22 protein-coding genes are annotated in these 23,061 nt (G+C 74.3%); 11 read left to right on the top strand and 11 right to left on the bottom strand.

Annotated elements, in window-relative coordinates:
* Positions 1 to 21 precede the first annotated feature (21 nt).
* Both AC6JBM_RS09915 and AC6JBM_RS09910 read right to left on the bottom strand, forming a co-directional pair.
* A complete protein-coding gene (locus AC6JBM_RS09915) occupies positions 22 to 465 on the bottom strand; it encodes a CBS domain-containing protein (protein ID WP_497983297.1) in 444 nt (147 codons plus the stop codon).
* Positions 466 to 556: 91 nt separating this feature from the next.
* The gene (locus AC6JBM_RS09910) at positions 557 to 1,267 is read right to left on the bottom strand and encodes an SDR family NAD(P)-dependent oxidoreductase (protein WP_497983296.1); all 711 of its coding nucleotides are present in this window, start codon (positions 1,265 to 1,267) and stop codon (positions 557 to 559) included.
* Positions 1,268 to 1,336: 69 nt separating this feature from the next.
* Here AC6JBM_RS09910 and AC6JBM_RS09905 point away from each other — a divergent pair, with 69 nt between their 5' ends.
* Together AC6JBM_RS09905 and AC6JBM_RS09900 are read left to right on the top strand one after the other, a co-directional pair.
* Positions 1,337 to 2,128, top strand: coding sequence for a helix-turn-helix transcriptional regulator (locus tag AC6JBM_RS09905; RefSeq protein ID WP_497983295.1), 792 nt, complete (start codon positions 1,337 to 1,339; stop codon positions 2,126 to 2,128).
* Positions 2,129 to 2,189: 61 nt separating this feature from the next.
* Complete coding sequence (locus AC6JBM_RS09900; RefSeq protein WP_497983294.1) at positions 2,190 to 3,764, top strand: cation:proton antiporter; 1,575 nt, start codon at positions 2,190 to 2,192, stop codon at positions 3,762 to 3,764.
* 21 nt (positions 3,765 to 3,785) lie between these two features.
* On the opposite strand, the gene AC6JBM_RS09895 is transcribed toward AC6JBM_RS09900, so the two are convergent.
* Genes AC6JBM_RS09895 through AC6JBM_RS09885 form a run of 3 tightly spaced genes read right to left on the bottom strand, consistent with a single transcriptional unit; the run spans position 3,786 to position 6,078 of the window.
* Positions 3,786 to 5,012 (bottom strand): rhomboid-like protein, encoded by a 1,227-nt coding sequence (locus AC6JBM_RS09895; protein ID WP_497983293.1) that lies wholly within the window; start codon positions 5,010 to 5,012, stop codon positions 3,786 to 3,788.
* Positions 5,013 to 5,306: a hypothetical protein gene (locus AC6JBM_RS09890; protein ID WP_497983292.1), complete on the bottom strand. Its 294-nt coding sequence runs from the start codon at positions 5,304 to 5,306 to the stop codon at positions 5,013 to 5,015.
* A 49-nt stretch (positions 5,307 to 5,355) separates the two neighbouring features.
* A complete protein-coding gene (locus AC6JBM_RS09885) occupies positions 5,356 to 6,078 on the bottom strand; it encodes a hypothetical protein (protein WP_497983291.1) in 723 nt (240 codons plus the stop codon).
* A gap of 19 nt (positions 6,079 to 6,097) precedes the next feature.
* Between AC6JBM_RS09885 and AC6JBM_RS09880 the strand changes: the two genes are divergently transcribed.
* Positions 6,098 to 7,111 (top strand): universal stress protein, encoded by a 1,014-nt coding sequence (locus AC6JBM_RS09880; RefSeq protein WP_497983290.1) that lies wholly within the window; start codon positions 6,098 to 6,100, stop codon positions 7,109 to 7,111.
* 24 nt (positions 7,112 to 7,135) lie between these two features.
* Here the strand turns inward: AC6JBM_RS09880 and AC6JBM_RS09875 are convergent, their stop codons facing one another.
* From AC6JBM_RS09875 to AC6JBM_RS09865, 3 genes are all read right to left on the bottom strand, one after another.
* Positions 7,136 to 8,020, bottom strand: coding sequence for a universal stress protein (locus tag AC6JBM_RS09875; protein ID WP_497983289.1), 885 nt, complete (start codon positions 8,018 to 8,020; stop codon positions 7,136 to 7,138).
* Between the two features lie 338 nt (positions 8,021 to 8,358).
* On the bottom strand, positions 8,359 to 9,822 hold the full coding sequence (locus AC6JBM_RS09870) for an alpha/beta hydrolase (protein WP_497983288.1): 1,464 nt from the start codon (positions 9,820 to 9,822) through the stop codon (positions 8,359 to 8,361).
* 253 nt (positions 9,823 to 10,075) lie between these two features.
* The gene (locus AC6JBM_RS09865) at positions 10,076 to 10,393 is read right to left on the bottom strand and encodes a hypothetical protein (protein ID WP_497983287.1); all 318 of its coding nucleotides are present in this window, start codon (positions 10,391 to 10,393) and stop codon (positions 10,076 to 10,078) included.
* Between the two features lie 153 nt (positions 10,394 to 10,546).
* Between AC6JBM_RS09865 and AC6JBM_RS09860 the strand changes: the two genes are divergently transcribed.
* Positions 10,547 to 11,224, top strand: a complete 678-nt coding sequence (locus tag AC6JBM_RS09860) for a LuxR C-terminal-related transcriptional regulator (RefSeq protein ID WP_497983286.1) — start codon at positions 10,547 to 10,549, stop codon at positions 11,222 to 11,224.
* Positions 11,221 to 12,282, top strand: coding sequence for a sensor histidine kinase (locus tag AC6JBM_RS09855; protein ID WP_497983285.1), 1,062 nt, complete (start codon positions 11,221 to 11,223; stop codon positions 12,280 to 12,282). Before AC6JBM_RS09860 ends, AC6JBM_RS09855 begins: the two co-directional genes overlap by 4 nt.
* Before the next feature lie 23 nt (positions 12,283 to 12,305).
* Here AC6JBM_RS09855 and AC6JBM_RS09850 read toward each other — a convergent pair whose 3' ends face one another.
* Positions 12,306 to 12,671: a DsrE family protein gene (locus AC6JBM_RS09850; protein ID WP_350623063.1), complete on the bottom strand. Its 366-nt coding sequence runs from the start codon at positions 12,669 to 12,671 to the stop codon at positions 12,306 to 12,308.
* Positions 12,672 to 12,804: 133 nt separating this feature from the next.
* Between AC6JBM_RS09850 and AC6JBM_RS09845 the strand changes: the two genes are divergently transcribed.
* From AC6JBM_RS09845 to AC6JBM_RS09820, 6 genes are all read left to right on the top strand, one after another.
* A complete protein-coding gene (locus AC6JBM_RS09845; RefSeq protein ID WP_497983284.1) occupies positions 12,805 to 14,406 on the top strand; it encodes a Na+/H+ antiporter in 1,602 nt (533 codons plus the stop codon).
* 98 nt (positions 14,407 to 14,504) lie between these two features.
* Positions 14,505 to 15,551, top strand: a complete 1,047-nt coding sequence (locus AC6JBM_RS09840; RefSeq protein ID WP_497983283.1) for a sulfate ABC transporter substrate-binding protein — start codon at positions 14,505 to 14,507, stop codon at positions 15,549 to 15,551.
* The gene (gene cysT / locus AC6JBM_RS09835; protein ID WP_497983282.1) at positions 15,551 to 16,411 is read left to right on the top strand and encodes a sulfate ABC transporter permease subunit CysT; all 861 of its coding nucleotides are present in this window, start codon (positions 15,551 to 15,553) and stop codon (positions 16,409 to 16,411) included. The genes AC6JBM_RS09840 and cysT overlap by 1 nt, the downstream gene beginning before the upstream one ends.
* The gene (locus AC6JBM_RS09830; protein ID WP_497983281.1) at positions 16,404 to 17,192 is read left to right on the top strand and encodes a sulfate ABC transporter permease; all 789 of its coding nucleotides are present in this window, start codon (positions 16,404 to 16,406) and stop codon (positions 17,190 to 17,192) included. Before cysT ends, AC6JBM_RS09830 begins: the two co-directional genes overlap by 8 nt.
* Positions 17,192 to 18,145, top strand: coding sequence for a sulfate/molybdate ABC transporter ATP-binding protein (locus AC6JBM_RS09825; RefSeq protein WP_497983280.1), 954 nt, complete (start codon positions 17,192 to 17,194; stop codon positions 18,143 to 18,145). The genes AC6JBM_RS09830 and AC6JBM_RS09825 overlap by 1 nt, the downstream gene beginning before the upstream one ends.
* Positions 18,146 to 18,159: 14 nt before the next feature.
* Positions 18,160 to 18,555 (top strand): Rrf2 family transcriptional regulator, encoded by a 396-nt coding sequence (locus tag AC6JBM_RS09820; RefSeq protein ID WP_350623075.1) that lies wholly within the window; start codon positions 18,160 to 18,162, stop codon positions 18,553 to 18,555.
* Here the strand turns inward: AC6JBM_RS09820 and AC6JBM_RS09815 are convergent.
* Together AC6JBM_RS09815 and AC6JBM_RS09810 are read right to left on the bottom strand one after the other, a co-directional pair.
* A complete protein-coding gene (locus AC6JBM_RS09815; protein WP_497983279.1) occupies positions 18,539 to 20,320 on the bottom strand; it encodes a putative bifunctional diguanylate cyclase/phosphodiesterase in 1,782 nt (593 codons plus the stop codon). The genes AC6JBM_RS09820 and AC6JBM_RS09815 overlap by 17 nt on opposite strands.
* Positions 20,317 to 23,061: an nSTAND1 domain-containing NTPase gene (locus AC6JBM_RS09810; protein WP_497983278.1), complete on the bottom strand. Its 2,745-nt coding sequence runs from the start codon at positions 23,059 to 23,061 to the stop codon at positions 20,317 to 20,319. The genes AC6JBM_RS09815 and AC6JBM_RS09810 overlap by 4 nt, the downstream gene beginning before the upstream one ends.

The raw sequence follows: 23,061 nt of genomic DNA, 5'->3' as shown, positions 1-23,061 counted from the left end.
TCGGTGAGCCGCAGCCGGAGCTCAGGAATGGTAGATCACCGCACGGCACAGGTCGGCGCGCGACAGGGTCCCGACGAGCTGCCCGTCGTCGACGACGGGCAGCCGGCGCAGGCCGCGGTCCAGCATGACGACGGCGGCGCGGGCCAGCTCGTCGTCGGGCCGCAGCGCCGCCACGTCCCGCACCACGAGCGGGTCCACGACCCGGTCGGCGAGGGTGCGGCCCCGCTCCAAGAACAGCGCGAACGCGTCGGCGAGGGTGCCGCCGGCCGCGGTCACGTCGTCGAACCCGGGCAGCATGGCCCGCACCAGGTCCTCCTCGGACAGCGCGCCGACGAACCGCCCGTCGTGGTCGAGGACCATGAGCTGGCCGACCTCGGACACGCTGATGACCTCGGCCGCCCGCCGGATGGTGGCGCCCAGCCGGATGTAGGCCGGGAACGCCGTCATGACCTCGCTGACCAGCACGCCACCTCCCGAGAGATCCGCCTCATCAGTATCGTGACCGACCGGCGGGGGGAGATCGGGCTTTCGGCTCAGACCTCGCGGCAGTTCGGCTCTACCACGGGGCGATGGTCCCGTCGTATTGATGGAACAGTCCGGTCGGGCCGTCGTCGGGCAGCGTCGCCAGCCGTACCGCCGCCGCGGCCGCCTCCGCGGGGTCCCCGTCGGCCGTGGCGGCGCGCGCGTTCAGGTCGGTGCGGCGCAGGCCCGGGGCCAGGGCGTTGATCCGGAACCCGGGCAGCGCCTGGGCGTAGAAGAGCGTGAGCGCGTTCAGGGCCGTTTTCGAGGAGCGGTACGCCGCGCCGCCACCGGCGTTGTCGAACTGCTGGTCGGGGCCCGGCGAGCTCCAGTGCAGGGAGCCGGTGCCGCTGGAGATGTTGACGATGCGCGGATGCGCGGCCCGGCGCAGCGCGGGCAGGAACGCGTTGGTGACGGCCAGGACGGCGAACAGGTTCGTCTCGTAGGTGGCGCGGAACGCCTCGATCGTGGCGTCGGGCGGGGCCGCCCCGTCGACGATGATGCCCGCGTTGTTGACGAGGATGTCCAGCTCCGGCACGGCCGCGGCCGCCGCGTCGATGCTGTCCCGGTCGGTGACGTCGAGCTGGATCGCGCGGGCGCCGCCGCCGATCCGCCCGGCGGCCTCCTCCCCGCGGGCCCGGTCCCGGGAGCCGACGTAGACGGTCAGCCCGGCCTCGGCGAGCTGCTGCGCGATGTGGCGGCCGATGCCCTTGTTGGCACCGGTCACCAGAGCCGTGGAAAAGTTCATGGTGCGAGCCTGGCGCGGGGGCCGCCCCCGTTCCAGGCACAAACGATGCCTGGCAACGGAGGTGCACCCATGGCGCGGGCGGAGCTGGGACGGTTCCTGCGCGACCGGCGCGAGGCGCTGCGGCCCGGCGACGTCGGGCTCCCCGCCGGCCCGCGGCGGCGCACGCCGGGGCTGCGCCGCGAGGAGGTCGCGGGGCTGGCGTCGATGTCGGTGGAGTACTACGCGCGCCTCGAGCAGGCCCGCGGCCCCCAGCCGTCGCGGCGCATCCTCGACGCGCTCACCGGGGCCCTGCGCCTGAACCCGGCCGAGCGCTCCCACCTGTTCCGCCTGGCCGGGACCGCACCGGCCGCTCCTCCGGGCCCGTCCCGGCGGGTGCGCCCCTACGTCGCCGGGCTGCTGAACCGGGTGGACGCGGCGGCGGTGGTGACGTCGGCGGCGTACGACGTCATCGCCTGCAACCCGCTCGCCTCGGCGCTGCTGACCGATCTGCACGCCCGGCCGAACCTGGCCCGCCGGCGGTTCCTGGACGGCCCGGCGCACGGCGGCGGCGCCGAGGAGTTCGGGCACATCGCGGTCGCCCGCCTCCGGGCCGCGGCCGACCGCTACCCGCACGACGCGCACCTGGCCGCGCTCCTGTCCGATCTGCGGGCCAGCGAGGAGTTCCGCCACGTGTGGGACCTGAACCCGGTGCGGGCGCCGGGCCACCGCTCGAAGACCCTCGCGCACCCGCGGCTCGGCCCGCTGCGCGTCGACTGCGACGTGCTGGAGGTCCCCGACGACGACCAGCAGGTCGTGTTCATCACCGCCGAGCCGGGCTCGCCGTCCGCCCGCGCCCTGCGGGAGCTGGCCCGCGGCGCCTGATCCGGCGGCCGGGCGCCGAGCGGCGGTGGTTTCCCCGGGACCGGCGGGGTAGCGCGGGCATGTGAACGGCATCGGCTTCCTCACGGTCGTCGTCTGCTCGGTGGCCATCTCGGCCATGGCGAACCGGCGTGGCTGGCCGGGCCCATTGATCGTGGTCGCGGTCGCCGCACTGGTCGCGTTCCTGCCCGGCCTGCCGCGGATGGAGCTGCCGCCGAAGCTGATCCTGGCGGTCGTCCTGCCACCGTTGCTGTACTCGGCCGCGCTGGAGCTTTCGTTCGTCAGCTTCCGCCGCGACCTGTTGCCCATCGCCTCGCTCGGCATCGGCCTGGTCATCTTCACCGCGGTCGCCGTCGGGGTCGTCGCCTGGTCCCTCCTGCCCGCGCTGACCGCCGCCGGCGCGCTCGTGCTCGGCGCGGTCCTGGCTCCCTCCGACGCGATCGCGGCGGTGGCGCTGGGCCGCCGGTCCGGCGTGCCCGGCCGGATCATGACGATCATGACCGGGGAGAGCCTGGTCAACGACGCCGTGGCGCTGGTCGCCTTCCAGCTCGCCGTCGCCGCGTACGCCGGCTTCCCGCCGTTCATCCATCAGCCCGTGCTGCTGGCCGCCTACAGCACGTCGGCGGGGGTCCTCGTCGGGCTCGTCGTGGCGGTGCTCGTGCACCTCATCCGGCCGCGGCTGCACGATCCGGCACTGGAGACGGTGCTCGGCGCGGTGGTGCCGTTCGTGGCCTTCCTCGCCGCGAACGAGGTGCACGCCTCGGGGGTGCTGGCCGTGGTCGCCGCCGGATTCTGGATCGGCCACCACAGCGCCGACGCGGCCTTCGCCACCCGGTTGCAGAGCCGGCAGGTGTGGCGCACCGCGGATCTGGTCCTGGAGGCCTTCGTCTTCGCGTACATGGGCCTGCAGGTCCCCGTCATCCTGCGGACCGCGACCGGTGACGGCGTCGGCCCGGGCCTTCTGGCCGCCACGATCGCGATCGTGCTGCTGGTCGTGGTCCTGGCCCGCCCGGTGTGGATCATCACGATGATGCGGATCACCGGACGGCGCCTGCCGTGGCGGTTCGCCGCGGTGCTGTCGTGGTCCGGGATGCGCGGCGTCGTGACCCTCGCCGCGGCCGGCGCGGTCCCCGCCGTCACCGTCACCGGTGTGCCGACCGCCGACCGCAACCTGATTCAGGCCACCGCCGTGTCCGTCGCGGTCCTGACGATCCTGTTGCAGGGGGCCACGCTGCCCTTGCTGGTGCGCGCGCTGCACCTCAGCGACGCCGCCGAGCGCCGCCGGGCCAACGCCGAGCTGGCCCGGGCCCTGCGGGTCGCCCGCCAGGCCGCGCACGAGGTCACCGCCCAGGCCTCCGCGTCCGGCGACGGCATCGAGGCCGCGGCCCTGGCGCTGATCGAACGCCGGGTGGCCCATGTGCTCACCGCGACCCCGCACCACCTCGCGGACCTGCGCGAGGGCGTCCGGCCCGGGCCGACCACGAACGAGCTCGTCCAGCAGATCCTCGCCCGCCAGCGCCAGGCCCTGATCCGGGAGCGGGACCTCGGCCGCCTCGACGACGAGGTGCTGCGCGCCGTGCTGCAGCAGCTGGACTACGAGGAGGCCGCCGCCAGCACCGACCTGCGGACCCGGCTGTGACCCGGCCGCGATCGGGCCGGGTCATCCGGCCGGGGCACCGCTGCCCGGGTCCGGGCCGAGCGCCACCCCGCCCGCGCGGCCGAGCGCGGCGGTGAGGCGGGGCCGATCCGCCGGGCGGGTGAGCACGACCAACACCGCCCGGCCCGGCGGCACGGCCCGGATCGCCCGCTCGATGCTCGCGTCGGACAGGCCGGAGTCGTGCACGCCCGCCGCGGTGGCCGCGACCGCCGCCCCGGCGGCCAGGCCGAGCGTCGGCCGCCCGGCGAGCGTGCCGACGACGACGCCCCACGCGGCCCCGGCCAGCGCACCGTCGAGGGCACCCAGGTCGCGGGTCTCCAGCTCGTGCAGGCGGTAGGGGCGGTCGGCCCGGTCGCCGGGCACGTCGGACCAGGCGACGACGGCGTCATCGAGGCGGATCAGCCGCCGCTCCCGCAGGCGCAGCACGGTGACCAGGGCGTCCCGGGCGCGGTCGGCCGTGTCGAAGGCGTAGACGGCCGGCCTGTCGGATCGCCGCGCGCCGGGCCGTCGCAGCCGCCCGGCCAGGGGCCGGTGGCGCAGCTGCCAGCCGGCCAGCAGCCCGATGAGGGTGGACAGCAGATGCCCGAGGCTGGTGAAGGTGCGGGCGTCGAGGAACGGCAGGACCACGAGGGCGAGCACAGTGGGTACGAGCACGCGCCGGGCCCGCACGGGCAGGCTCCAGGCGAGGGCGGCGGCCACGGCGTGCAACCCGTAGCTGGTGCCGACGTCGGCGGCGTTCGCCACGGCCGGGCCGAACCATGCGCGGCGCAGGCCGACCTGCAGCACCTCGTACACCAGGCAGCTGGCGATCACGTGGGTGAGCAGGAACACCTCGGCCAGCCGGCGCCGCCCCCACAGCAGCTCGGCGGCGCCGGTGAGCAGCAGCAGCGGCAGGACCGTCAGCGGCCCGATCCGGCTCTCGAACACGAACGCGCTCGTGAGCAGCGTCCACACGCGGTGGCGCTCCAGGTTCGCCACGTTGGTCGAGTTCGCGGCGACGATCCGGGCGCGGGCCTGCGGTCCGGCGAGGTCGAGCGCGAGCTCGATGCCGAGCACCACCAGGACGTACAGCGGCGCCAGCCGCAGCCGGGCCGCCGCGGCCAGGACCACCCGCGTGCGGGCCACCGGTCCCCGGGACGCGGCGAGGTCGGCGGCCAGGTCGCCGCCGGGCAGGTACCGGGCCGGCACCAGGGCCGGGCGGTCCTCGCGCAGCCGCCTGCGGTGGATCACTCACCGGTCCCGCGGCCTCGGACCGGTTCCTTGCCCGCCGGCCGGCCGGACCCGGTGCCGGACGCGGGCGAAGAGCCGGCTGCGGGCCGCGGCCCACCGCCGCACCGCCAGCCGGAACTCCGCCGACGGGCCGGCGCGGCCGCCCGAAGACAGCCGCGACCAGAGTGCGTCGCCGTGCGCATGCCGCATGCGGTGCTCGTACTGCCGGGCCAGCCGCGCCGCGACCCGCAGCGCGGCGACCGCACAGGCGAGCCAGAGCACGGCGAGAACGAGGACGCCGATCAACGTTGCCATCGGTCTCACCTCAGTCCGGCGCGCACCCGTCGGTGCCGGCCGGCGTTCGTCACCGGCGGCGGGTCCGCTGGTGCTGGTTCGGGCCCGGCCCGGCCGCCGGTGCGGGCACCCGGGCCGGCCGGCGGCCGGTCAGCGGCCGGAAGGCGACCGGAGCGGCCGCGACCAGCGCCAGGGTCACGCCGGTGAGCGTGCCGACGAGGTGCTCGCGGGACGGCAGGCCGCCCACCGTCACGACCTCGGTGCCGTGGTAGGTGACGAGGGCCGCCGCGAGCCAGCCGACCCGGCAGCGGACCGCGGCGTACGCCAGCAACGCCACCACCCCCGCGGACGGCCCCGCATCGGCGAGCCAGGCGTCCTGGAACCCCAGCCCGACCGGCGGGCCGGCCGCCAGCCACAGCGGCGCGGACAGGGTCGCGAGGCTGTGCCCGGCGATCGCGACGGCCACGGTACGCCACGTGCCGAGCACCGCCTGGGCGAGGGAGAACACGATTAGCACCTGCAGCACCGCGAACCAGAACGGCAGCAGCGCGGCGGGCGCGAACATCGACAGCGGCAGCCGGACGACGACGCCGGGCACCGGCTCGTCGGGGTGGGTGACGGCGTACCGGGTGATGAGGGCGTGCCCGGTCTCCGTCCGTGCGGCGAAGCCGAGGACCGCCACCATCAGGGCGGCGGCCGGGCCCAGCCACAGCCGCCCGTACCGGCGACCCTGCACCGCCTCGATCGCCGGCCCGAACAACGCCCGGCACTGGGCCGCCAGCCGGAGCGACACCGGCCGCACCACGCTCACCATGCGCAGGCAGCTACCCGCCGTCGCGCCGGTCAACCCACCCGGTGGGCGGGACGAATCCGTTGCCGCGGCCCGGTTCGGCGTGCGTACCGTCGGAGTGGAGGAGGTCGTGATGGTTGCCGAGCAGAGCGTTGTGGTCGGCGTCGACGGCTCCGCGCCGAGCCTGCGCGCAGTCGACTGGGCGGCGGTGGACGCGGTGCGCCGTCGCCGGCCCCTGCACATCCTCTACGCGATCGCGTGGCCGCCGGCCTACCCGCCCGCCGCCGCGCCGGTGCCGTCGCCGTACGAGGTGCGGGTGCGGGAGAAGGCCGCGCGGACGGTCGCCGCCGCGGCGACCCGGGCCCGCGCGGCCGCCCCCGACGTCCGGATCAGCACGTCCATGCAGGCGGACCCGGCGACGGTGGCGCTGCTGCGCGCGTCCGGGCACGCCTGCGAGGTGGTGGTGGGCAACCGCGGCCACGGCGGCTTCGCCGGGCTGCTGCTCGGCTCGGTCGGGGTGCAGGTGGCCGCGCACGCGCCCTGCCCGGTGGTGGTCGTGCGCGACGCCGACCGGCCGGACGGGTCCGAGGCGGGCCGCGTGGTGGTCGGCATCGACGGCTCGCACGACGCCGGCGACGCGCTGAGGTACGCGTTCGAGCACGCGTCCGCGTCCGCGTCCGGTCTGACGGCGGTGCTGGCGTACCGGTGGCCGGGCTCCGTCACCAGGCCCGACGATCTGCTGCCGCTGACCTACGACGCCGACGACCTCGCCGCCGAGGAGGAGCGGACCCTGGCCGAGTCGGTCGCCGGGTGGCGGGAGAAGTTCCCCGACGTCGACCTGCGCACCAGCGCGGTGCGCGGCCGGGCCGCCGGGGTGCTCGTCGAGCTGTCGGCCGGCGCGCGGCTGCTGGTGGTCGGGTCCCGCGGCCGGGGCGGGTTCGCCGGGCTGCTGCTCGGCTCCGTGTCCCAGGTCGCGATCCACCACGCGGCCTGCCCGGTGGCCGTGATCCGGCACGCGGCGCGGGAGCCGTCGTGACCGGCGACCCGCGGCCGCTGCGGCTCACCCGGGCTCGGCGTCCTCGTCCGGCTCGGTGCGGGCGATCAGCACCGGGCACTCGGCCCGGTGCAGCAGGCGCAGGCCGACGGATCCCAGCAGCAGCCCGGTGAACCCACCGCGGCCGCGACTGCCCACGACGACCAGCCGCGCCCGCGCCGACCGGTCGCTCAGCACGTCACCCGCCTCGCCGGCGACGCCGTGGCACTCCCACCGCACCCCGGGAAACTCCTCGGCGGCCGCCGCGACCCGTGCCGTCGCGGCCTCGGCCAGCGCGCGGGTGGCCTCGGCCGTGTCGTGCAGCAGCGGTGGCGACCCGAGCGCCGGCGGCGACAGCGGCGTCTCGATCGCCCGCACCGCGATCAGGTCGTCGCCCCACCGCTCGGCCTCGGCGAAGCCCAGCCGCAGGGCGGCGCCGGCCGAGGCCGAGTCGTCGACGCCGACGAGCACGCCGCCGGACGGGTCCGGCCGGCCGCGCACGACCGCGACCGGACAGCGGGCGTGCGCCGCCACCTGCTGGCTGACCGAGCCCGCGACCGCGCCGACCGCCTGGGTCCGTCCCCGGGTGCCGACCACGAGCAAAGCGGCGTCGGCCCCGGCGCGCAGCAGTGCCTCGGCCGGGTGGCCGTAGACCGCCTCCGTGCGCACCTCGACGCCCGGTGCGACGACCGCCACGTCGCGGGCCCCGTCGGCGACCACCAGCTCGGCCAGCTCGCGCGCGGTGTCGGCGAGATCGCCGCGGGGGGCGAGGAAGGCCGGCACCCGCCAGTGGTAGGCCAGCAGGATGTCCACCGTCGCGCGCCGCCGCGCCGCGGCGGCCGCGGCCCATCGCACCGCCGCCGCCGAGGCCGGCGTGCCGTCCACGCCGACCACGATCCGCTCCTGGGTCATCCGGTCCTGCCCCCTTCGTGCCGGCGCCGGCTGTTTGCGGCGCGGGGCGCAGGTGCCCGGGTCGGCGCCGTTCATGCACGGCGACCGCATCGGCCGGCCACGGCCGGCGGCCCGGGCCGGGCGGTGGCGGCGGGTTTGCGGACCGGCCCGACAGCTGCCGTGCTGCGGGGGCAATGACACCCGGTGGATGCCACCTGCGGTAGGACCGGCCCGGTCTCAATCAACCACCCCGGCGGTGGTTTCGTCCTCGGCCCGACGGTTCGCGGGCCGGCGATGATCGGCGGCGCCGCCCCGTCCGGTCGCCCGACCCGGTCCGTGTGACGCCGCCCAGGGCCCGCTCATGTCGTCGTGCCCGGACCGGGCAGGCCCATCTGCGCGCTGAGCGGCGCCAGCACGCTGCGCAGCGCGGCCGAGGCGAACTGCCAGTTGTGCCCGCCGGACCCGACGAACTGATGGGTGGGAACGCCGGCCCGGATCGCCAGCTCGGCGAGCTGTCTGGAGACGGCGGCGCAGCGGGGATCGTCCTGCCCGGCGGCGAACCAGAGGGTGACGCCGGGGTAGGTGTGGTGGGCGAGGAGCAGGGCGGGATCGTGGGCCGCCGGGGCCGCGTCCCGGCCGCCGTAGAGGGCGACGAGGCTGTGCTCGGGGCTGCCGAGGTTCGGCCGGGCGTCGCCGCCGAGGTCGACGGCGTGGCGGTAGATGCCGGGGTGGCCGAGGACGAGGTCGAGGGCGCAGGTGCCGCCCTCGGAGAAGCCGACGATGCCCCACCGGGCGGCATCGTGGCGCAGGTGCAGGGTGCCGGTGATGAAGGCGGGCACGTCGGCGGTCAGGTACGTCTCGGCGTTGCCGCGCGGCCCGTCGACGCACTCGGTGTCGCCGGTGGCGGAGCCGTTCTGATCGGCGACGACCAGCACCGGCGCCAGGCCGCCGTGAGCCGCCGCGTAGGCGTCGTCCGTGGCCTCGCCGCCGCCGGCCTTCAGCCAGTTGATCGGTGTGCCCGGGGCGCCGACGAGCATGACCAGCACGGGCAGGTCGGCGCGGTGCGGGCCGTAGTACGCCGGGGGCAGGTAGACGGCGCCGGGACGGTGCGCGAAGTGCGACACCGTGGCGGGCGCGTCGAGCATCATCAGAGTGCCGCCGGCCGGCGACCGCGCCGCCGGGGCGCCGTCGAGGGCGCGCCGGGCGTCGGCGCCGCGCAGCGTGCCGTCGTGGCCGAGCATGTCGCCGGCCGTGGGCCAGATGCCGTACTCCTGGTCGATGAGCATGAGCGCGCCGACGACGGTGAGCGGGACCGCCGCCACGGCCGCCGCCCGGCGCCACGTCGCCGCACCCCAGCGGGCGCGGCGGCCGAGAGCCAGCGGGCATCCGGCGATCGCGGCGAAGGCGGCCCCGATCCAGGCGGCGAAGCTCGGCGGGTAGGCGTCGGTGACCGTCCCGCTCGCCCGCAGGAGCAGGGCCACGACGCCCACGGCGGCGGCGACGCCCAGGCCGAGCAGCGCCGCGAAGCGCCGGGTCCGGCGATCCCCCGGCCGCACCCAGACGAAACCCAGGCAGAGCAGCCCGGCCGTCTCCAGCCCGGCGGCGATCGGCCGGTCGAGCAGCGGCACCCGATCCAGCGCGCCGGTGGCGGCCAGCCACGCGAGCCCGACCGTGAGCCCGATTGTGATCACGGCCGCGGCAGCGGGTGCGATCCGCCACGGCCGCGGGTGCCGGGCGGGTCGCGTCGCCGGGTCGTCGGTCACGCCGCCGATCGTGGTGCGGGCGGCCGGGCGACGCGGGTGCGTGATCCTGGGTGCGACCATGATGCGCGCCCTCCGGGCAGTCGGGGCTGGGCGGGATTCGGCCCAAGGTGCCCCGGCCGCCGGGGGTGAAGCCGGCGGCCGGGCGAGATGGCGCATGGCCGGGCCCGCGGTCCACTCGATCCACTCGCTGCGAGCGTGCCGGGCGCGCGGCGCCGCCGACACGGCGCTTTGCCGCACACCGTTCGCGGTTGAGCCCGCGTGCGGTGCGGCAATCCCGCAGCGCGGTCGCCGCCGGCGTCGCCGCCGGGGCTCGTCACGGGTCGACGGTGATCTCATGGGCCCAGTGCGACCGGCTCCCGATGATCATGTGGACGTGGTCGCCCGGCCGCAGCGATCCGAGCGGGCGGTGGCCCGGCTCGACGGCGATCCGGCCGACCGGCAGGCGGATCGTCGCGTCCTGGCCGCGCAGCGCGTCCCCGGCGCCCGTGTCGTGCAGGCGCAGGCTCTGCGCGCCGAGATCGACGCTGATGACGTCGCCCTCGGCGCGCATGGTGCCCGACCCGTCCGCCAGGCCCAGCAGCGGGAGTCCGGCCGCGAGGCCGACGCCGGCCGCGATGGCCAGCAACGCCACCTGCCGTCGAGTGTTCAGTCGAGTGTTCAGAGGCTGCTCCCGGAGCTGATCAGGCCCGATCGTGACCGGCCGGCCGCGCCGCGCGGATCCGGGACGGCCCGCACCCCCGTTGCGGTTATGCCGCAGGTCATCGGCACGGCCTACGCTGTGCTCATGGCGAAGTCCCCGCCGTGGCGGATCCTCCTGGCCGACGACCACGCCGTGGTGCGGGCCGGCCTGCGTGCCCTGCTCGCCGCCGACAGCCGCTGCGAGGTGGTCGGCGAGGCGTCCAGCCTGGGTGAGCTCCGCGCCCTGGCCCACGCCCTGCGGCCCGACCTCATCGTGCTGGACCTCAGCTTCGGCGCGGAGCACGCGCTGACCGCCGTGCCCGGCCTGCTCGCGCCGTCAGCGCCGTCAGGGCCGTCAGCGCCGGCAGCGCCGTCAGGGCCGTCAGGGCCGCCGCGCATCGTCGTGCTCACCATGCACGACGACGTCGCCACCGCGCGTCAGGCCCTCACCGCCGGCGTCCAGGGCTACCTGATCAAGGAGTCGGCCGCCGACGAGCTGCTGCGCGCCGTCGAGACGGTCATGTCCGGCTCCACCTACCTGCATCCCGAGCTCGGCGTGCGGATGCTCCGCCAGCCCGAGCCGCCCGCCGACGGGCTCAGCCCGCGCGAACGCCAGGTCCTCGCCCTCGTCGCCCGCGGCCACACCAACGCCGAGATCGCCGAGCAGCTGCTGGTCAGCCTCCGCACCGTGGAGACCCACCGGGCGAACCTCCGCACCCGGCTCAACCTGCACAGCCGCGCCGACCTCGTCGACGCCGCCCGCCTCTTCGGCCTGCTGCCGTGACCGCCGGCCCCGGCGCCGGACAACCGGAGGTCTGGGCGGTCGGCGACGCCGCGACGGCTCCGGCCGGATCGGTTCCGTCCCGGATCGCCGTCCGGGCGCTCGCCGCGCTGGGGCTGGCGTCGCTGGCCGCCAGCGTCGTCATCGAGCTCGGCGACCTGCACCCGACCGCGGAGATCGCCACCGGCGCGACCGCCAGCGCCGCGCTGCTGCTGGCCATGGCGTTCAGCCGCGGCACCGACACCCGCGTGCTGCAGCGGCGCGGCCAGCTCCTGATCGGCGCCGGCCTGGCCGCGCTGCTCGTGGTCGCCGCCCTGTGGCAGCTCACCGAGCACGCCGCGCCCCGGGTCCTGCTGCTGCTGATCCCGGTCGCGCTGCTGTTCGCCACCGCCGGCCTGGCCGTCCGCGAGGCCGGCATCCAGCGCCGACAGGCCCTGGCCCGCGAGCTTCGGGCCCGCATCGACGGCGAGGAGGCCGAACGCCGCCGGTGGGTCCGCGAGCTGCACGACGACACCCTGCAGGAGCTCGCCGCCGTCATGGTCGCGCTCGGGGCCGCCGCCGGCGGTGGCCCCACGGCGCAGCTGCAGGGCATCGCCGACGCGCGCGAGCTCGTCGGGCGGCAGATCCAGACGCTGCGCCGCCTGATCGCCCAGATGCGGCCGCTCGCCCTGGACAGTCTCGGCCTCACCGCGGCGATCGAGGACCTGGGCCGGCACGCCCGCGACGCCACCGGGCTCGACATCGAGGTCGCCGCCGAGCCCGTGCCGCGGCTGCCCGGCGACACCGAGATCGCCCTCTACCGCATCGTCCAGGAGGCCCTCACCAACGCCATCCGGCACTCCGGCGCCACCAGCATCACGATTCGCACTGCCACGCACCCGGGCACGCTCGAGGTCAGCATCACCGACAACGGCGACGGCCGGCCGGACCGCGGCTTCACGCTCGGCCACGGCATCACCGGCATGCACGAGCGGGCCGGAGCGGCGGGGGCACGCCTGAGCATCACGGCCGCGCCCGGCGGCGGCACGACGGTGCGCCTGCGCCTGCCGGCCCCGGCCTGACACTCCCCGTGCCGTGCCTGAGCTCAGTAGCTGAACGTGGTCGCGCCCTCGTCGCCGATCCACTGCCACATCGGCACGGTCCCGCCGAGCTCCGCGCCGTCGATCAGCCGGGTCTTGTCCAGGTGGCGGGCGTCGAAGCAGATCGGGCACACCAGGTAGCGCCCGCCCGCGGCCGCGTAGCGCGCCACGAGGTCGGCCAGCGGCGGGCAGCCCTCGCACGCCACGGCGGTCGCGACGCCGGGCACGGCCAGCCGGGCCGCCTCCTTCGTCAGGAACATCAGGGTCGGGCGGCCGGACTCGGCCGCCCCCACGGCGACGAGGAAGGCGACGGTCACCTTCTCGGCGTCCTCCAGCCCGGTGATGAGGCTGACCACGGCCTTACCGCTCATGATGATCTCCATTCGGCGTTTTGGTGGGCGAACGGTAACGCCGCAACCCAAGAGCGGTCCTGGGCAGAAGTCCCCATATTGGTGCGCCGCCGGAGCCCGCGCGCGACGCCTGAACCCGACATAAGGTCAACGGGTGAGTCCCGAGACGTTACTGCTGATCGCGCTGGGTGCCCTCGCCGTCGTGACCGGGGTCCGGTGGATCGGCGAGCGGACGGGGCTGCCCGCCGCCGCGCTGCTGCCGGTCATCGGCATCCTCTACGCGCTGCTGCCCGGGCCCAACGTCGAGCTCGAACCGCACATCGTGTTGACGTTCATCCTGCCGCCGCTGCTGTACTCCGCCGCGCTGGACTCGTCGCTGCTGGCGATCCGGGCCAACCTGCGCATCGTGATCGGGCTGTCCGTGCTGCTCGTGCTGGCCACGGCGCTGCTCATCGGGGCCGGGTTCGGGCTGTTCGTGACCGGGGCCACACTCGCGGCGGGGGTGGCCGTCGGAGCCGCGGTCGCGCCGCCCGACCCGGTCGCCGCGCTCGCCGTCGGGCGGAAGGTCGGGCTGCCGCCGCGGCTCATCACGATCATCCAGGGCGAGGGGCTGCTCAACGACGCGACGGCGCTGACGATTCTCAACGTCGCCGTCGCCGCGGCCGTGGGCGGGCACTTCTCGTTCCCGATGGCCGCGGGGCTGTTCCTGCTCGCGGCGGTCGGGGGTGCCGCGGTCGGCATCGGGGTCGCGTTCGCGGTGCGGATGCTGCGCCCGATCGCCAAGGACGCGCTGCTGGCCAACGCGGTGTCGCTGGCCACACCGTTCGTCGCCTACCTGGTGGGCGAGCGGCTGCACGTGTCGGGCGTGCTCGCCGTGGTGGTCGCGGGGCTGATCGTCGGGCACGACACGCCGCGCTCGGGGACCGGGGCCAGCCGGCTGCAGACGAGCGCGGTCTGGCGGCTCGTGGACTTCCTGCTGGAGGGGCTGGTCTTCCTGCTCATCGGGCAGCAGCTGCCGGCGGTGCTGCGGGGGCTCAGGCAGTACGACATCAGCACCATCGTGACCGCGCTCGTCATCTCGGTCGGGGTCACGCTGCTGCTGCGGCCGGTGTGGCTGGTCCTGACGCAGGCCGCGCACCTGCTGCTGCGCCGCGAGGACGAGGGGCTCGCCGGGCGCGAGATCGCGGCGCTGAGCTGGGCCGGGACGCGGGGCGTGATCAGCCTCGCGGCGGTGTTCACGATCCCGCTGACCACGGACGCGGGCGACGCCTTCCCGGACCGGGACCTGCTGCTGTTCTGCACGTTCGTGGTGGTGCTCGTCACGCTGGTCGGGCAGGGGCTCACGTTCGCGCCACTGGTGCGGCTGCTGGGGCTGCGGCACAACGAGGTGGACGAGGCCCGGATGCGCAACGAGGCGCGGGCCGCGGCGGTGCACGCGGCGCTGGACCGGCTGGACGACCTCGAGGAGGACGAGCCGGCCGAACGGCCCGAGATCGACGCGCTGCGCACCAAGTTGCAGGAGCGGCTGCGGCGGTACGAGCACCGCCTGGACGTCCTGCAGAACGCCGACAGCGACGAGCTGCCGGTGTCGGAGCGCTACGAGTCAGCGCTGCGCATCCGCCGCCTGGCGATCGAGGCGCAGCGCGAGGAGCTGCTGCGCCGGCGGGATGCGGGCACGCTGCCCGACGAGGCCCTGCGCCGGCTCGAGCGGGAGCTCGACCACGAGGAGCGCGTGCTGCCCGACCGGCCGAACTAATCCCATCTGGTGAGTGGGATTGACGAACGGCGGCCATCTTCACTACATTGCCTACTCATTAAGTAGACAACGTCGACTTTGACTTCAAGGATGGCTCCGTGAAGCTGCGTACCCGTGTGCTCGCTGTCAGTGCAGCGTTACTCCTCCCCGGGACCGCGCTGAGCGCCTGCGCCGGCACCGCGGACAACTCCACCTCGACCGACGGCAACGGCGCCGTGACCCTCTCGCTCGTGGCCTACTCGACCCCGCAGGCGGCCTACGAGGCGCTCATCGCCGCCTACCAGAAGACCGACGCGGGCAAGAACATCAAGTTCACCCAGTCCTACGGCGCCTCCGGCGACCAGAGCCGGGCCGTGGCCAGCGGGCTCAAGGCCGACATCGTCGCCTTCTCGCTGGAGCCGGACATCACGCGGCTCGTCACCGCCAAGCTCGTCGACGCGAGCTGGAACAGCGACCAGTACAAGGGCATGATCACCGACTCCGTCGCGGTCATCGGCACCCGCAAGGGCAACCCGAAGAACCTCAAGACGTGGGACGACATCGCCAAGCCGGGCGTGCAGGTGCTCACGCCGAACCCGTTCACCTCCGGCGGCGCGAAGTGGAACATCCTGGCCGGCTACGGCGCCAAGTCCAGCAAGGGCAAGGACGCGGCGGCCGGGGCGGCCTACCTCGACGCGCTGTTCAAGAACGTGCCGGTGCAGGACAACAGCGGCCGCGCCTCGCTGCAGACGTTCACCAGCGGCAAGGGCGACGCCTTCATCTCCTACGAGAACGAGGCCCTCTTCGCGCAGAAGAACGGCCAGGCCGTCGACTACACCGTGCCGGACGACACGATCCTGATCGAGAACCCGATCGCGGTCACCACGAACAGCGCGCACCCGGCCGAGGCCAAGGCGTTCCTGGACTGGCTGCACACGCCCGCGGCGCAGAAGATCTACGCCGAGAACGGCTACCGCCCGGTGGTCAAGGACGCCGGCGGCCCCTCGTTCCCGAACCCGTCGGGCCTGTTCACGATCACTGACCTGGGCGGCTGGTCGAAGGTGAACAAGGAGCTGTTCGACCCGGGCAACAGCGTCATGGCCTCGATCGAGCAGAAGCTCGGCATCTCCACCTCGGCCGCCCCGAGCCCGGCGGCGTCCAAGTAATGACCGCCACGGCCGTTCAGAAGCCCACCGGGTCCGGCTCCGCGCCGGGCCCGGCCGGGCCGCGTGTGCACCGGCGCCGGCCGCCGGTCGGCACCGCCCTCAGCCTCGGCACGGCGGTGCTGTACCTCAGCCTCATCGTGCTCATCCCGCTCGCCGCCGTCGTGTGGCGCTCGACCGAGGGCGGCTGGGACACGTTCTGGCGCGCCGTGCAGACCCCCGACGCGTGGGCGGCGCTGAAGCTCACCGTCGGCGCCTCCCTCGTCGTCGCCGTCATCAACGTCGTCATGGGCACCGTCATCGCCTGGGTGCTGGTGCGCGACAACTTCCCGGGCAAGTCGATCGTGGACACGCTCATCGACCTGCCGTTCGCGCTGCCGACCATCGTCGCGGGGCTGGTCCTGCTGGCGCTGTACGGCACCAGCAGCCCCCTGCACATCAACCTCGCCTACACCCGGGTCAGCGTCGGGGTGGCCCTGCTCTTCGTGACGCTGCCGTTCGTGGTGCGCACCGTGCAGCCCGTGCTGCGCGAGCTGGACCGGGACATGGAGCAGGCGGCGTACTCGCTGGGCGCCTCCCCCGCCACGACGTTCCGCCGGATCATCCTGCCGAACCTCGCCCCCGCCATGATCTCGGGCGCGGGCCTGGCCTTCACCCGGGCCATCGCGGAATACGGCTCGACGAACCTGCTCACCGGCAGCATCCCGTTCGAGACCCAGGTGTCGGCGGTCAACATCTTCGGCCGCATCGAGAGCGACGACACCACGTCCGCCGCCGCGATCTCCACCGTGCTGCTCGTCGTCGCGTTCGTGGTGCTGATCGCCCTCGACCTCTTCCAGCGCTGGAGTGCCCGCCGTGGCTAAGTACCCGTTGCGCGTCCTCGCCCTGGTGTACCTGCTGTTCCTGCTGGTGCTCCCGGTCGGTCTGGTGATCTGGCGGACCTTCGAGCACGGCCTGCGACCGATCGTCGACACGCTGACGTCGGACAACGCCACCCACGCCTTCGCCGTCACGCTCTCGGTGGCGATCTGGGCCGTGCTGGCCAACACGCTGTTCGGCGTCGTCGCCGCGCTGCTGCTCGTGCGGCACCGGTTCCCCGGCAAGCGGCTGCTGAGCGCGCTCATCGACCTGCCGCTCGCCGTGTCGCCCGTGGTCGTCGGCCTCGCGCTGATCCTGGTGTACGGCAAGTTCGCCCCGGCCGGCGGCTGGCTGGAGCGCAACGGCCTGCAGATCATCTTCTCGCTGCCCGGCATGGTCCTGGCCACCATCTTCGTCTCCCTCCCCCTCGTCGTGCGCGCGATCGTGCCCGTGCTGGAGGAGATGGGCGACGAGCAGGAGCAGGCGGCGCACACCCTCGGCGCGTCCCGCTGGCAGACCTTCCTGCGCATCACGATCCCGGGCATCCGCGCCGCGCTCGGCTACGGCGTGGTGCTCTGCCTGGCCCGCGCGCTGGGCGAGTACGGCGCGGTCGCCGTCGTCTCCGGCCGCCTCGTGGGCCAGACCCAGACCGCGACGCTGTTCGTCGAGGAGCGCTACCAGAACTACGACCAGACCGCGGCCTTCACCACCGCCAGCGCCCTGGCCCTGATCGCCATCGTCATCCTGCTCGTCACCAAGCTCCTGCGGCCGAAAGAGAACGCCTGATGGCCATCGAAGTCCGCGACGTGAACAAGTCGTTCGGCAAGACCCCGGTCCTGCGCGACATCTCCGTCGACATCGCCTCCGGCTCCCTCACCGCGCTGCTCGGCCCGAGCGGCGGCGGCAAGTCCACGCTGCTGCGCGTCATCGCTGGCCTCGAGCGCCCCGACACCGGCAGCGTGCACATCAACGAGGTCGACGCGACCGGCCTGACCCCGCAGCGGCGCAACGTGGGTTTCGTGTTCCAGCACTACGCGGCGTTCAAGCACATGACGGTGTACCGCAACGTCGCCTTCGGCCTCGAGGTCCGCCACCGCCCGAAGGCCGACATCCGCAAGCGCGTCATGGAGCTGCTCGAGCTCGTCCACCTCGACCAGTTCGCCGACCGGTACCCGGCCCAGCTCTCCGGCGGCCAGCGCCAGCGCATGGCCCTGGCCCGCGCCCTCGCCCCGGAGCCGGAGGTGCTGCTGCTCGACGAGCCGTTCGGCGCGCTGGACGCCCAGGTCCGCAAGGAGCTGCGCACCTGGCTGCGCCGCCTGCACGACGAGGTCCACGTCACCACCGTCTTCGTCACCCACGACCAGGAGGAGGCGATGGACGTGTCCGACTCGATCGTCGTGCTCGCCGACGGCGTCGTGCAGCAGGTCGGCACGCCCGGCGAGATCTACGAGAACCCGGCCAACCCGTTCGTGATGAGCTTCCTCGGCCCCGTCACCCACCTCGACGGCAAGCTGGTCCGCCCGCACGACGTGGCCCTGTCCCGCGAGCCCGGCGGCACCGAGGCGACCGTCACGCGCGTGGTCTCGCTCGGCTTCGAGGTCCGCATCGAGGCCAGGGCCGGCGACCGCGACGTGTGGGCCCAGCTGACCCGGGCCGGCGCGAAGGCCATCGACGTCAAGCCCGGCGACACCGTGTACTTCAGCCCGTCCGCCGAGGCCCGGACCTTGGCCGCTGTGTGACGCCGACCGTTCGCATGCTTCCCAAGCGCATCGAGTACTCGATCCGGGCCCTGGTCGTCCTGGCCGGGTCCGCCCCGCAGACGGTCAAGGCCCAGGACGTCGCCGACGCCCAGGACATCCCGGCCGGCTACCTGTACGACCTGCTGGCCGACCTGCGCCGCGCGGACCTCGTGCAGGTCCAGCGCGGCACGGGCGGCGGCTACGCCCTCGCCCACCCGCCGGCGTCGCTGACCCTGGGCGAGATCGTGCGCCGGCTGGACGGCCCGGGCCAGGACCCGCCGGCGGGCCACGACCTGCCGGTGGACCACGCCATCGAACGCCTGCACCACCTGTGGGACCGAGCCAACCGCGTCCGCCTGGACTACCTGGACGCGGTGACCCTGGCCGATCTCATCAACCACGCCCGCTGAGGCGCTTTTGCTGGTCGGCCAGCCACTGCGTCATCAGCTCAGCGGGCAACGGCCGGCAGAGCAGGTATCCCTGCGCCGCATCGCACCCGATGTCCTCGAGCATCGAGAGGGCCAACTCACTCTCCACTCCCTCGGCGACCACCTTGAGCCCGAGGTGCCGCGACATGTCGACTGTCGCCCGCACGATCGCCAGGTCGCCCGCGTCGGTGCCCATCCCCTGCACGAAACTGGGGTCGATCTTGATCTCAGTGATCGGCAGGTGGCGCAGCGACGCCATCGACGAGTAGCCGGTGCCGAAGTCGTCCACCGACAGCTTCACGCCCCGTTCCCGCAGTCGGCGCAGGACCGATACGGCCCGGCTCATGTCGGCGGCGAGGTCGACCTCGGCGATCTCCAACGTCAGGTGGTAGGCCCCGATACCGTGACGAGAGAGTAGCGAGAGAACCCGCTCGGGAAACGCCTCGTCAAGCAGGGATCGCTGCGACACGTTGACCCACAGGGCGCAGGGATGACCGGCAAGGGCCCATTCCTGACACTGACGTAGCCCGGTGGCGAGCAGGTACTCCGTCAGCCGGTCGGCGGCGCCGATGTGCTCGGCGAGTGCCACGATATCCGGGGGCGCGACCGCACCATAGTGCGGATGATCCCAGCGGACCAGGGCCTCCACCCCGACCACGGCCCGATCCTGCAGGGCCAGCAGCGGCTGGAAATGTACGCCGAGCTCCCCGGCATCCAGCGCCCGGCGAAGGTCGGCGGCGAGCCCGAGCCGGACCGTGCGCGGCTCGAGGCCCTCGTGGAACAACACCACCGTCGGTGAGGTGCGTTTGCCGGCATGGGTGGCGATGTCCGCACGCCGCAGAAGCTGTGCCGCTTCAAGGCCGTGCTGCGGGCCTAGAGCGACGCCAGCGACCACCTCGATGTTGAGCGTCGCCGCACCGGCCTGCAACGGCCCGCTGACGCCGACGCACAGTTGCCCGGCAAGCTCCGTGGCTACCTCGGCAGCCTCGACGCGGAGCACGATGACGAAGTCGTCACCGCCGATCCGGCTGACGAGCGAGCCCGGCGGCGACTTCGCCCGCAGCCGGTGGCTCAGCTCGGAGATCACCTGGTTGCCGGTACGGTAGCCCCAGTCCTCGTTGACCCGCTGCAGCTCGACGATGTCGAACTGGATGACAGCTACGACGTCGTGGTCGGCGCGTTCCCGGAGGGCCTCCTCGACCGCGGCAATCAGGCGCCCACGGTTGGGCAGCAGGGTCAGCGAGTCGTGGAAGGCGTCGAAGCGCAGACGATCGATCAGGCGGGTGTTCTCGACGATCGCGGAGACGTGGCCCGCGACAACCTCCAGCAGGTCGACGTCCTCGGCCTCGAAGTAGGGCAGGTGGTCTGCCCGTCCTGCCACCTCCAGCGTGCCGATGGCCGCGGCGCCCGACCGCAGCGCGACTCCGATCGCGTCGGTGATCCCGGCCGCGCCGAACGCCTCGTACAGGTCAAGGTCCGCCAAGCCGGCCAGGGTCACTGCGGGGTGGCTCTGCATCGCCAGCTCCCGGAAACGGTCAGGCGTCGGCGTGACGTCGAGAAGTCCGGGGAGCCGTCGGCGGCTTGACAGCAGCAGGCCCGCGTGCCGGCCGGCCTCGGGCATCCACAGGGTCGCGTGCTCGGCTCGGAACAGTTTGCGCAGGCGCGGCAGCAGCACGTCCGCCAGGCCGCCGCCGGTGTCGACCTCGCGGAGGGCGTCGAACAGGTCCCGCAGCTCGGCAATCCTCATCCGGCGGCCCCGTCCGGCCGGTCGCTGGAGGCCAGCTCCCAGCGTGGCGCGCCCCGTTGGGAGCCGACCGCCCCGGACCGGTACTCGCTCAGCAGCAGCGCGACATCACCGGCCAGGTCGGCGCCGGTCCAGTCGGTCAGGGCGCTCTCCAGCGACGCTACCCCGTCAGCCACCGCGCCGTGGCCGACCAGCCGCCAGGCGCGCTCCCGCAGCGGGAACTCCTCGCCGCCGGGGCGGGTCGAGCGCAGGGCCCCGCTGTACAGCAGCATGCGGTCGCCGAAGTCCAGGCGTTCGACCCGAATCGGCGCGACCGGCAGGAAGCCCAGCGGCGGCGCGGCCTGCGGCGGGTCGAGCTCGAACACCTCGCCGCGCCGAAGCAGCAGCGGCGGGGCATGGCCGCAGTTCACAACGGCGAGCATGCCGCCGCGGGCCTCGGCGACGAGGACTGGGACGCGCTGTTCGTCATCGAGCACGCGGCACGCGGCGCGATCCAGGTCCGCGGCGAGGGCCCGCAGGTCGGCACGCTCGTGGGCGACGTGCCGGAATGTGCCCAGGATGTGCGCGACGACCCCGAACGCGTCGCGGCCCGCGCCGGACACGTGCCCGACGAGCATGCGGACGCCCCACGAGGTGTCGACCGCCTCGTAGAAGCCGCGGCCGGCGTCGGCGGCGCTCGCCGCAACGATGTACCGGGCAGCGATGCTCAGCGAGCCGACCTCCGGGCGGATTGGGCGCAGGACGGTCTCGGCCTGCAGCCGGAACCGCTCACTGCGGGCGGCCTGCCGGCTCGACTCGATGAACCCGCGCAGGTGGGCGACCTCCTCCGGACGCTGCCCGAGCAGAGTCTCGGCCTGTTCCAGCAGCGGATCGCGCAGCAGCAGCCGCTCGTCGTACCGATGCTCCTCCCACAGCGTCTCCGCGCTCTCGGTGGCGCGCAGCCACTCGAGGAACTTGCGGTCCGCCTCCAGCCATTCCCGCAGCCGAGGCCACGCGCGCAGCAGGACCTCGTGGGCGATCTCGACCGTCTCGACGCCGGTGACAGAGTCGCACCCCAGCACCACGAGCCGGGCCGCGTGATCGGCGAGCCGCTGCACCACCTGCCAGTCGGTCGCCGGCAACTCCGTACGCAGCAGACGCCGGCCGACCCCGAACCCGTCGGACATCCCTAGGCGGCAGAAGATCCGCCGGGCGGCGTCCGCCTCGTGCGTCGGCAGTTCGTCGACGTACCGGTCGGCGAAGGCGGTGAGCGCCCGGCGTACCCCACCGAGCGCGGCGTACGTGCCGAGCGTCAGCACCGGCCGCCGGTGCAGCTGCCACAGCCGTGTCAGAGCGAACTGGACCAGAGGGAGTTCGCCCGCCTGGCCGGAGAAGTCCAGCAGAATCTGGTCGACCAGCGCCGGCTCAACCGCCACCGGGTGGTCCGGATCGGCCAGCAGCGCCGGCTGGACGACGGCCGAGCGCAGCTGCGCCTCGGTCGGCGGGTACAGCATGGTCGCGTGGCGCTGCAGGTAGGGACCGAGGGCGCGGTTGGCCTCGATGAGCGGGCCGAAGAAGTCATGACGGACGCTCAGCGCGACGAGGTCGCCGCCCGTGCGCTCGGCCGCCGCCAGTTCGGCGAGCTGGTCGAGAATCCGGCGCCGCTGGCCGGCCGGGTGGCGGTCGGCGAAGATCTGCTCGAACTGGTCGAGCACGATGACGCCACGGTCGGCGCCGGTCGAGCGGCGCAGCGTGGCCAGGGCGTGCGGCAGCCCGTGCGCAGCTAGCCGCTCCTCCCAGGCCTCGAGGTCGACCGCCGGCACCGGGGTCACCGAGCTGGTGTGGGTCGCGAGGCCGGTCGCGAGCGCGTCGATCACGCCGCCGCCAGGCCGGACGGTCAGCACTGCGACCCGCTCCTGGGCGCGCAGTGCGGCGACGAGGCCAGCGGCGATGACCGACGACTTTCCACTACCGGATCGACCCGTGACCGCGATCAGCGGGAGCTCACCGGCCCGCTGCAGCAGGTCCGCGACAACCGGCTCCCGGCCGAAGAACCGCGCAGCGTCGTCGACGCCGAACGCCTCCAGCCCGCGGTACGGGCAGGGCGGAGGGCGGTACAACACCTCGGGCCAGCAATCGGCGGCGACCTCGATGCCGACCAGGTAAGCATCGGTGCCGCCGTCGTCCGCGGAGGCGGACGCGAGCAGCCCGACGACCTCGCCGGTGTCCCGGTGCCACACTGGCCCGCCGCTGAACCCGCGCCGAGCCCGGAACACGCCGGAGAGGCGCTGGTCGAGCTGATATCGGCTTCCATCGATCGCACCCATCAGCTCGCCGGCCACGTGCGCCAGTGCTGCGGGGTTCTCGCCCCGCCCAGGTCCGAGGATCTGCACGGGCGCACCGTCGCGAACATTGCCGCGCGCGATGGCCAGCGCCCGGACGCCGTGCGGGAGAGCGTCGAGCAGCGTCAGCCCGGCGACGTCGTGGCGCAGGAACGATCCGTGGGAGGGCCCCCACATCGCAACGGTGGCGTACCGGATCGGCACGTCGTCACGCTGCCCGCCGAACGGGAACTCCAGCAGCAGCCGGGCCGCACCTGGCGCGGACGGTTCGACGGCACCGCGGGCGAGCGCGGCGTTCACGACGTGGGCGTTGGTCACCAGATGCCGGTCGCCGATCACGAACGCGAGCCCGACAGACCGTCCGTCGCGCATGATGCGGGCCAGGGACGCCTCGGGGCGTGCGGCGATGGCCGACGCGGACAC

The organism is Dactylosporangium thailandense, from assembly GCF_059739745.1.
This window is presented reverse-complemented; position numbering and strand designations above follow the sequence as displayed.

Excerpts from the sequence above, each read along its gene's own strand:
- AC6JBM_RS09850 (WP_350623063.1), bottom strand. The coding sequence starts at position 12,671 with ATGAGCGGTAAGGCCGTGGTCAGCCTCATCACCGGGCTGGAGGACGCC.
- AC6JBM_RS09825 (WP_497983280.1), top strand. The coding sequence starts at position 17,192 with ATGGCCATCGAAGTCCGCGACGTGAACAAGTCGTTCGGCAAGACCCCG.
- cysT (WP_497983282.1), top strand. The coding sequence starts at position 15,551 with ATGACCGCCACGGCCGTTCAGAAGCCCACCGGGTCCGGCTCCGCGCCG.
- AC6JBM_RS09820 (WP_350623075.1), top strand. The coding sequence starts at position 18,160 with ATGCTTCCCAAGCGCATCGAGTACTCGATCCGGGCCCTGGTCGTCCTG.
- AC6JBM_RS09815 (WP_497983279.1), bottom strand. The coding sequence starts at position 20,320 with ATGAGGATTGCCGAGCTGCGGGACCTGTTCGACGCCCTCCGCGAGGTC.
- AC6JBM_RS09910 (WP_497983296.1), bottom strand. The coding sequence starts at position 1,267 with ATGAACTTTTCCACGGCTCTGGTGACCGGTGCCAACAAGGGCATCGGC.
- AC6JBM_RS09870 (WP_497983288.1), bottom strand. The coding sequence starts at position 9,822 with ATGGTCGCACCCAGGATCACGCACCCGCGTCGCCCGGCCGCCCGCACC.
- AC6JBM_RS09890 (WP_497983292.1), bottom strand. The coding sequence starts at position 5,306 with ATGGCAACGTTGATCGGCGTCCTCGTTCTCGCCGTGCTCTGGCTCGCC.
- AC6JBM_RS09875 (WP_497983289.1), bottom strand. The coding sequence starts at position 8,020 with ATGACCCAGGAGCGGATCGTGGTCGGCGTGGACGGCACGCCGGCCTCG.
- AC6JBM_RS09880 (WP_497983290.1), top strand. The coding sequence starts at position 6,098 with ATGCGCAGGCAGCTACCCGCCGTCGCGCCGGTCAACCCACCCGGTGGG.
- AC6JBM_RS09860 (WP_497983286.1), top strand. The coding sequence starts at position 10,547 with ATGGCGAAGTCCCCGCCGTGGCGGATCCTCCTGGCCGACGACCACGCC.
- AC6JBM_RS09905 (WP_497983295.1), top strand. The coding sequence starts at position 1,337 with ATGGCGCGGGCGGAGCTGGGACGGTTCCTGCGCGACCGGCGCGAGGCG.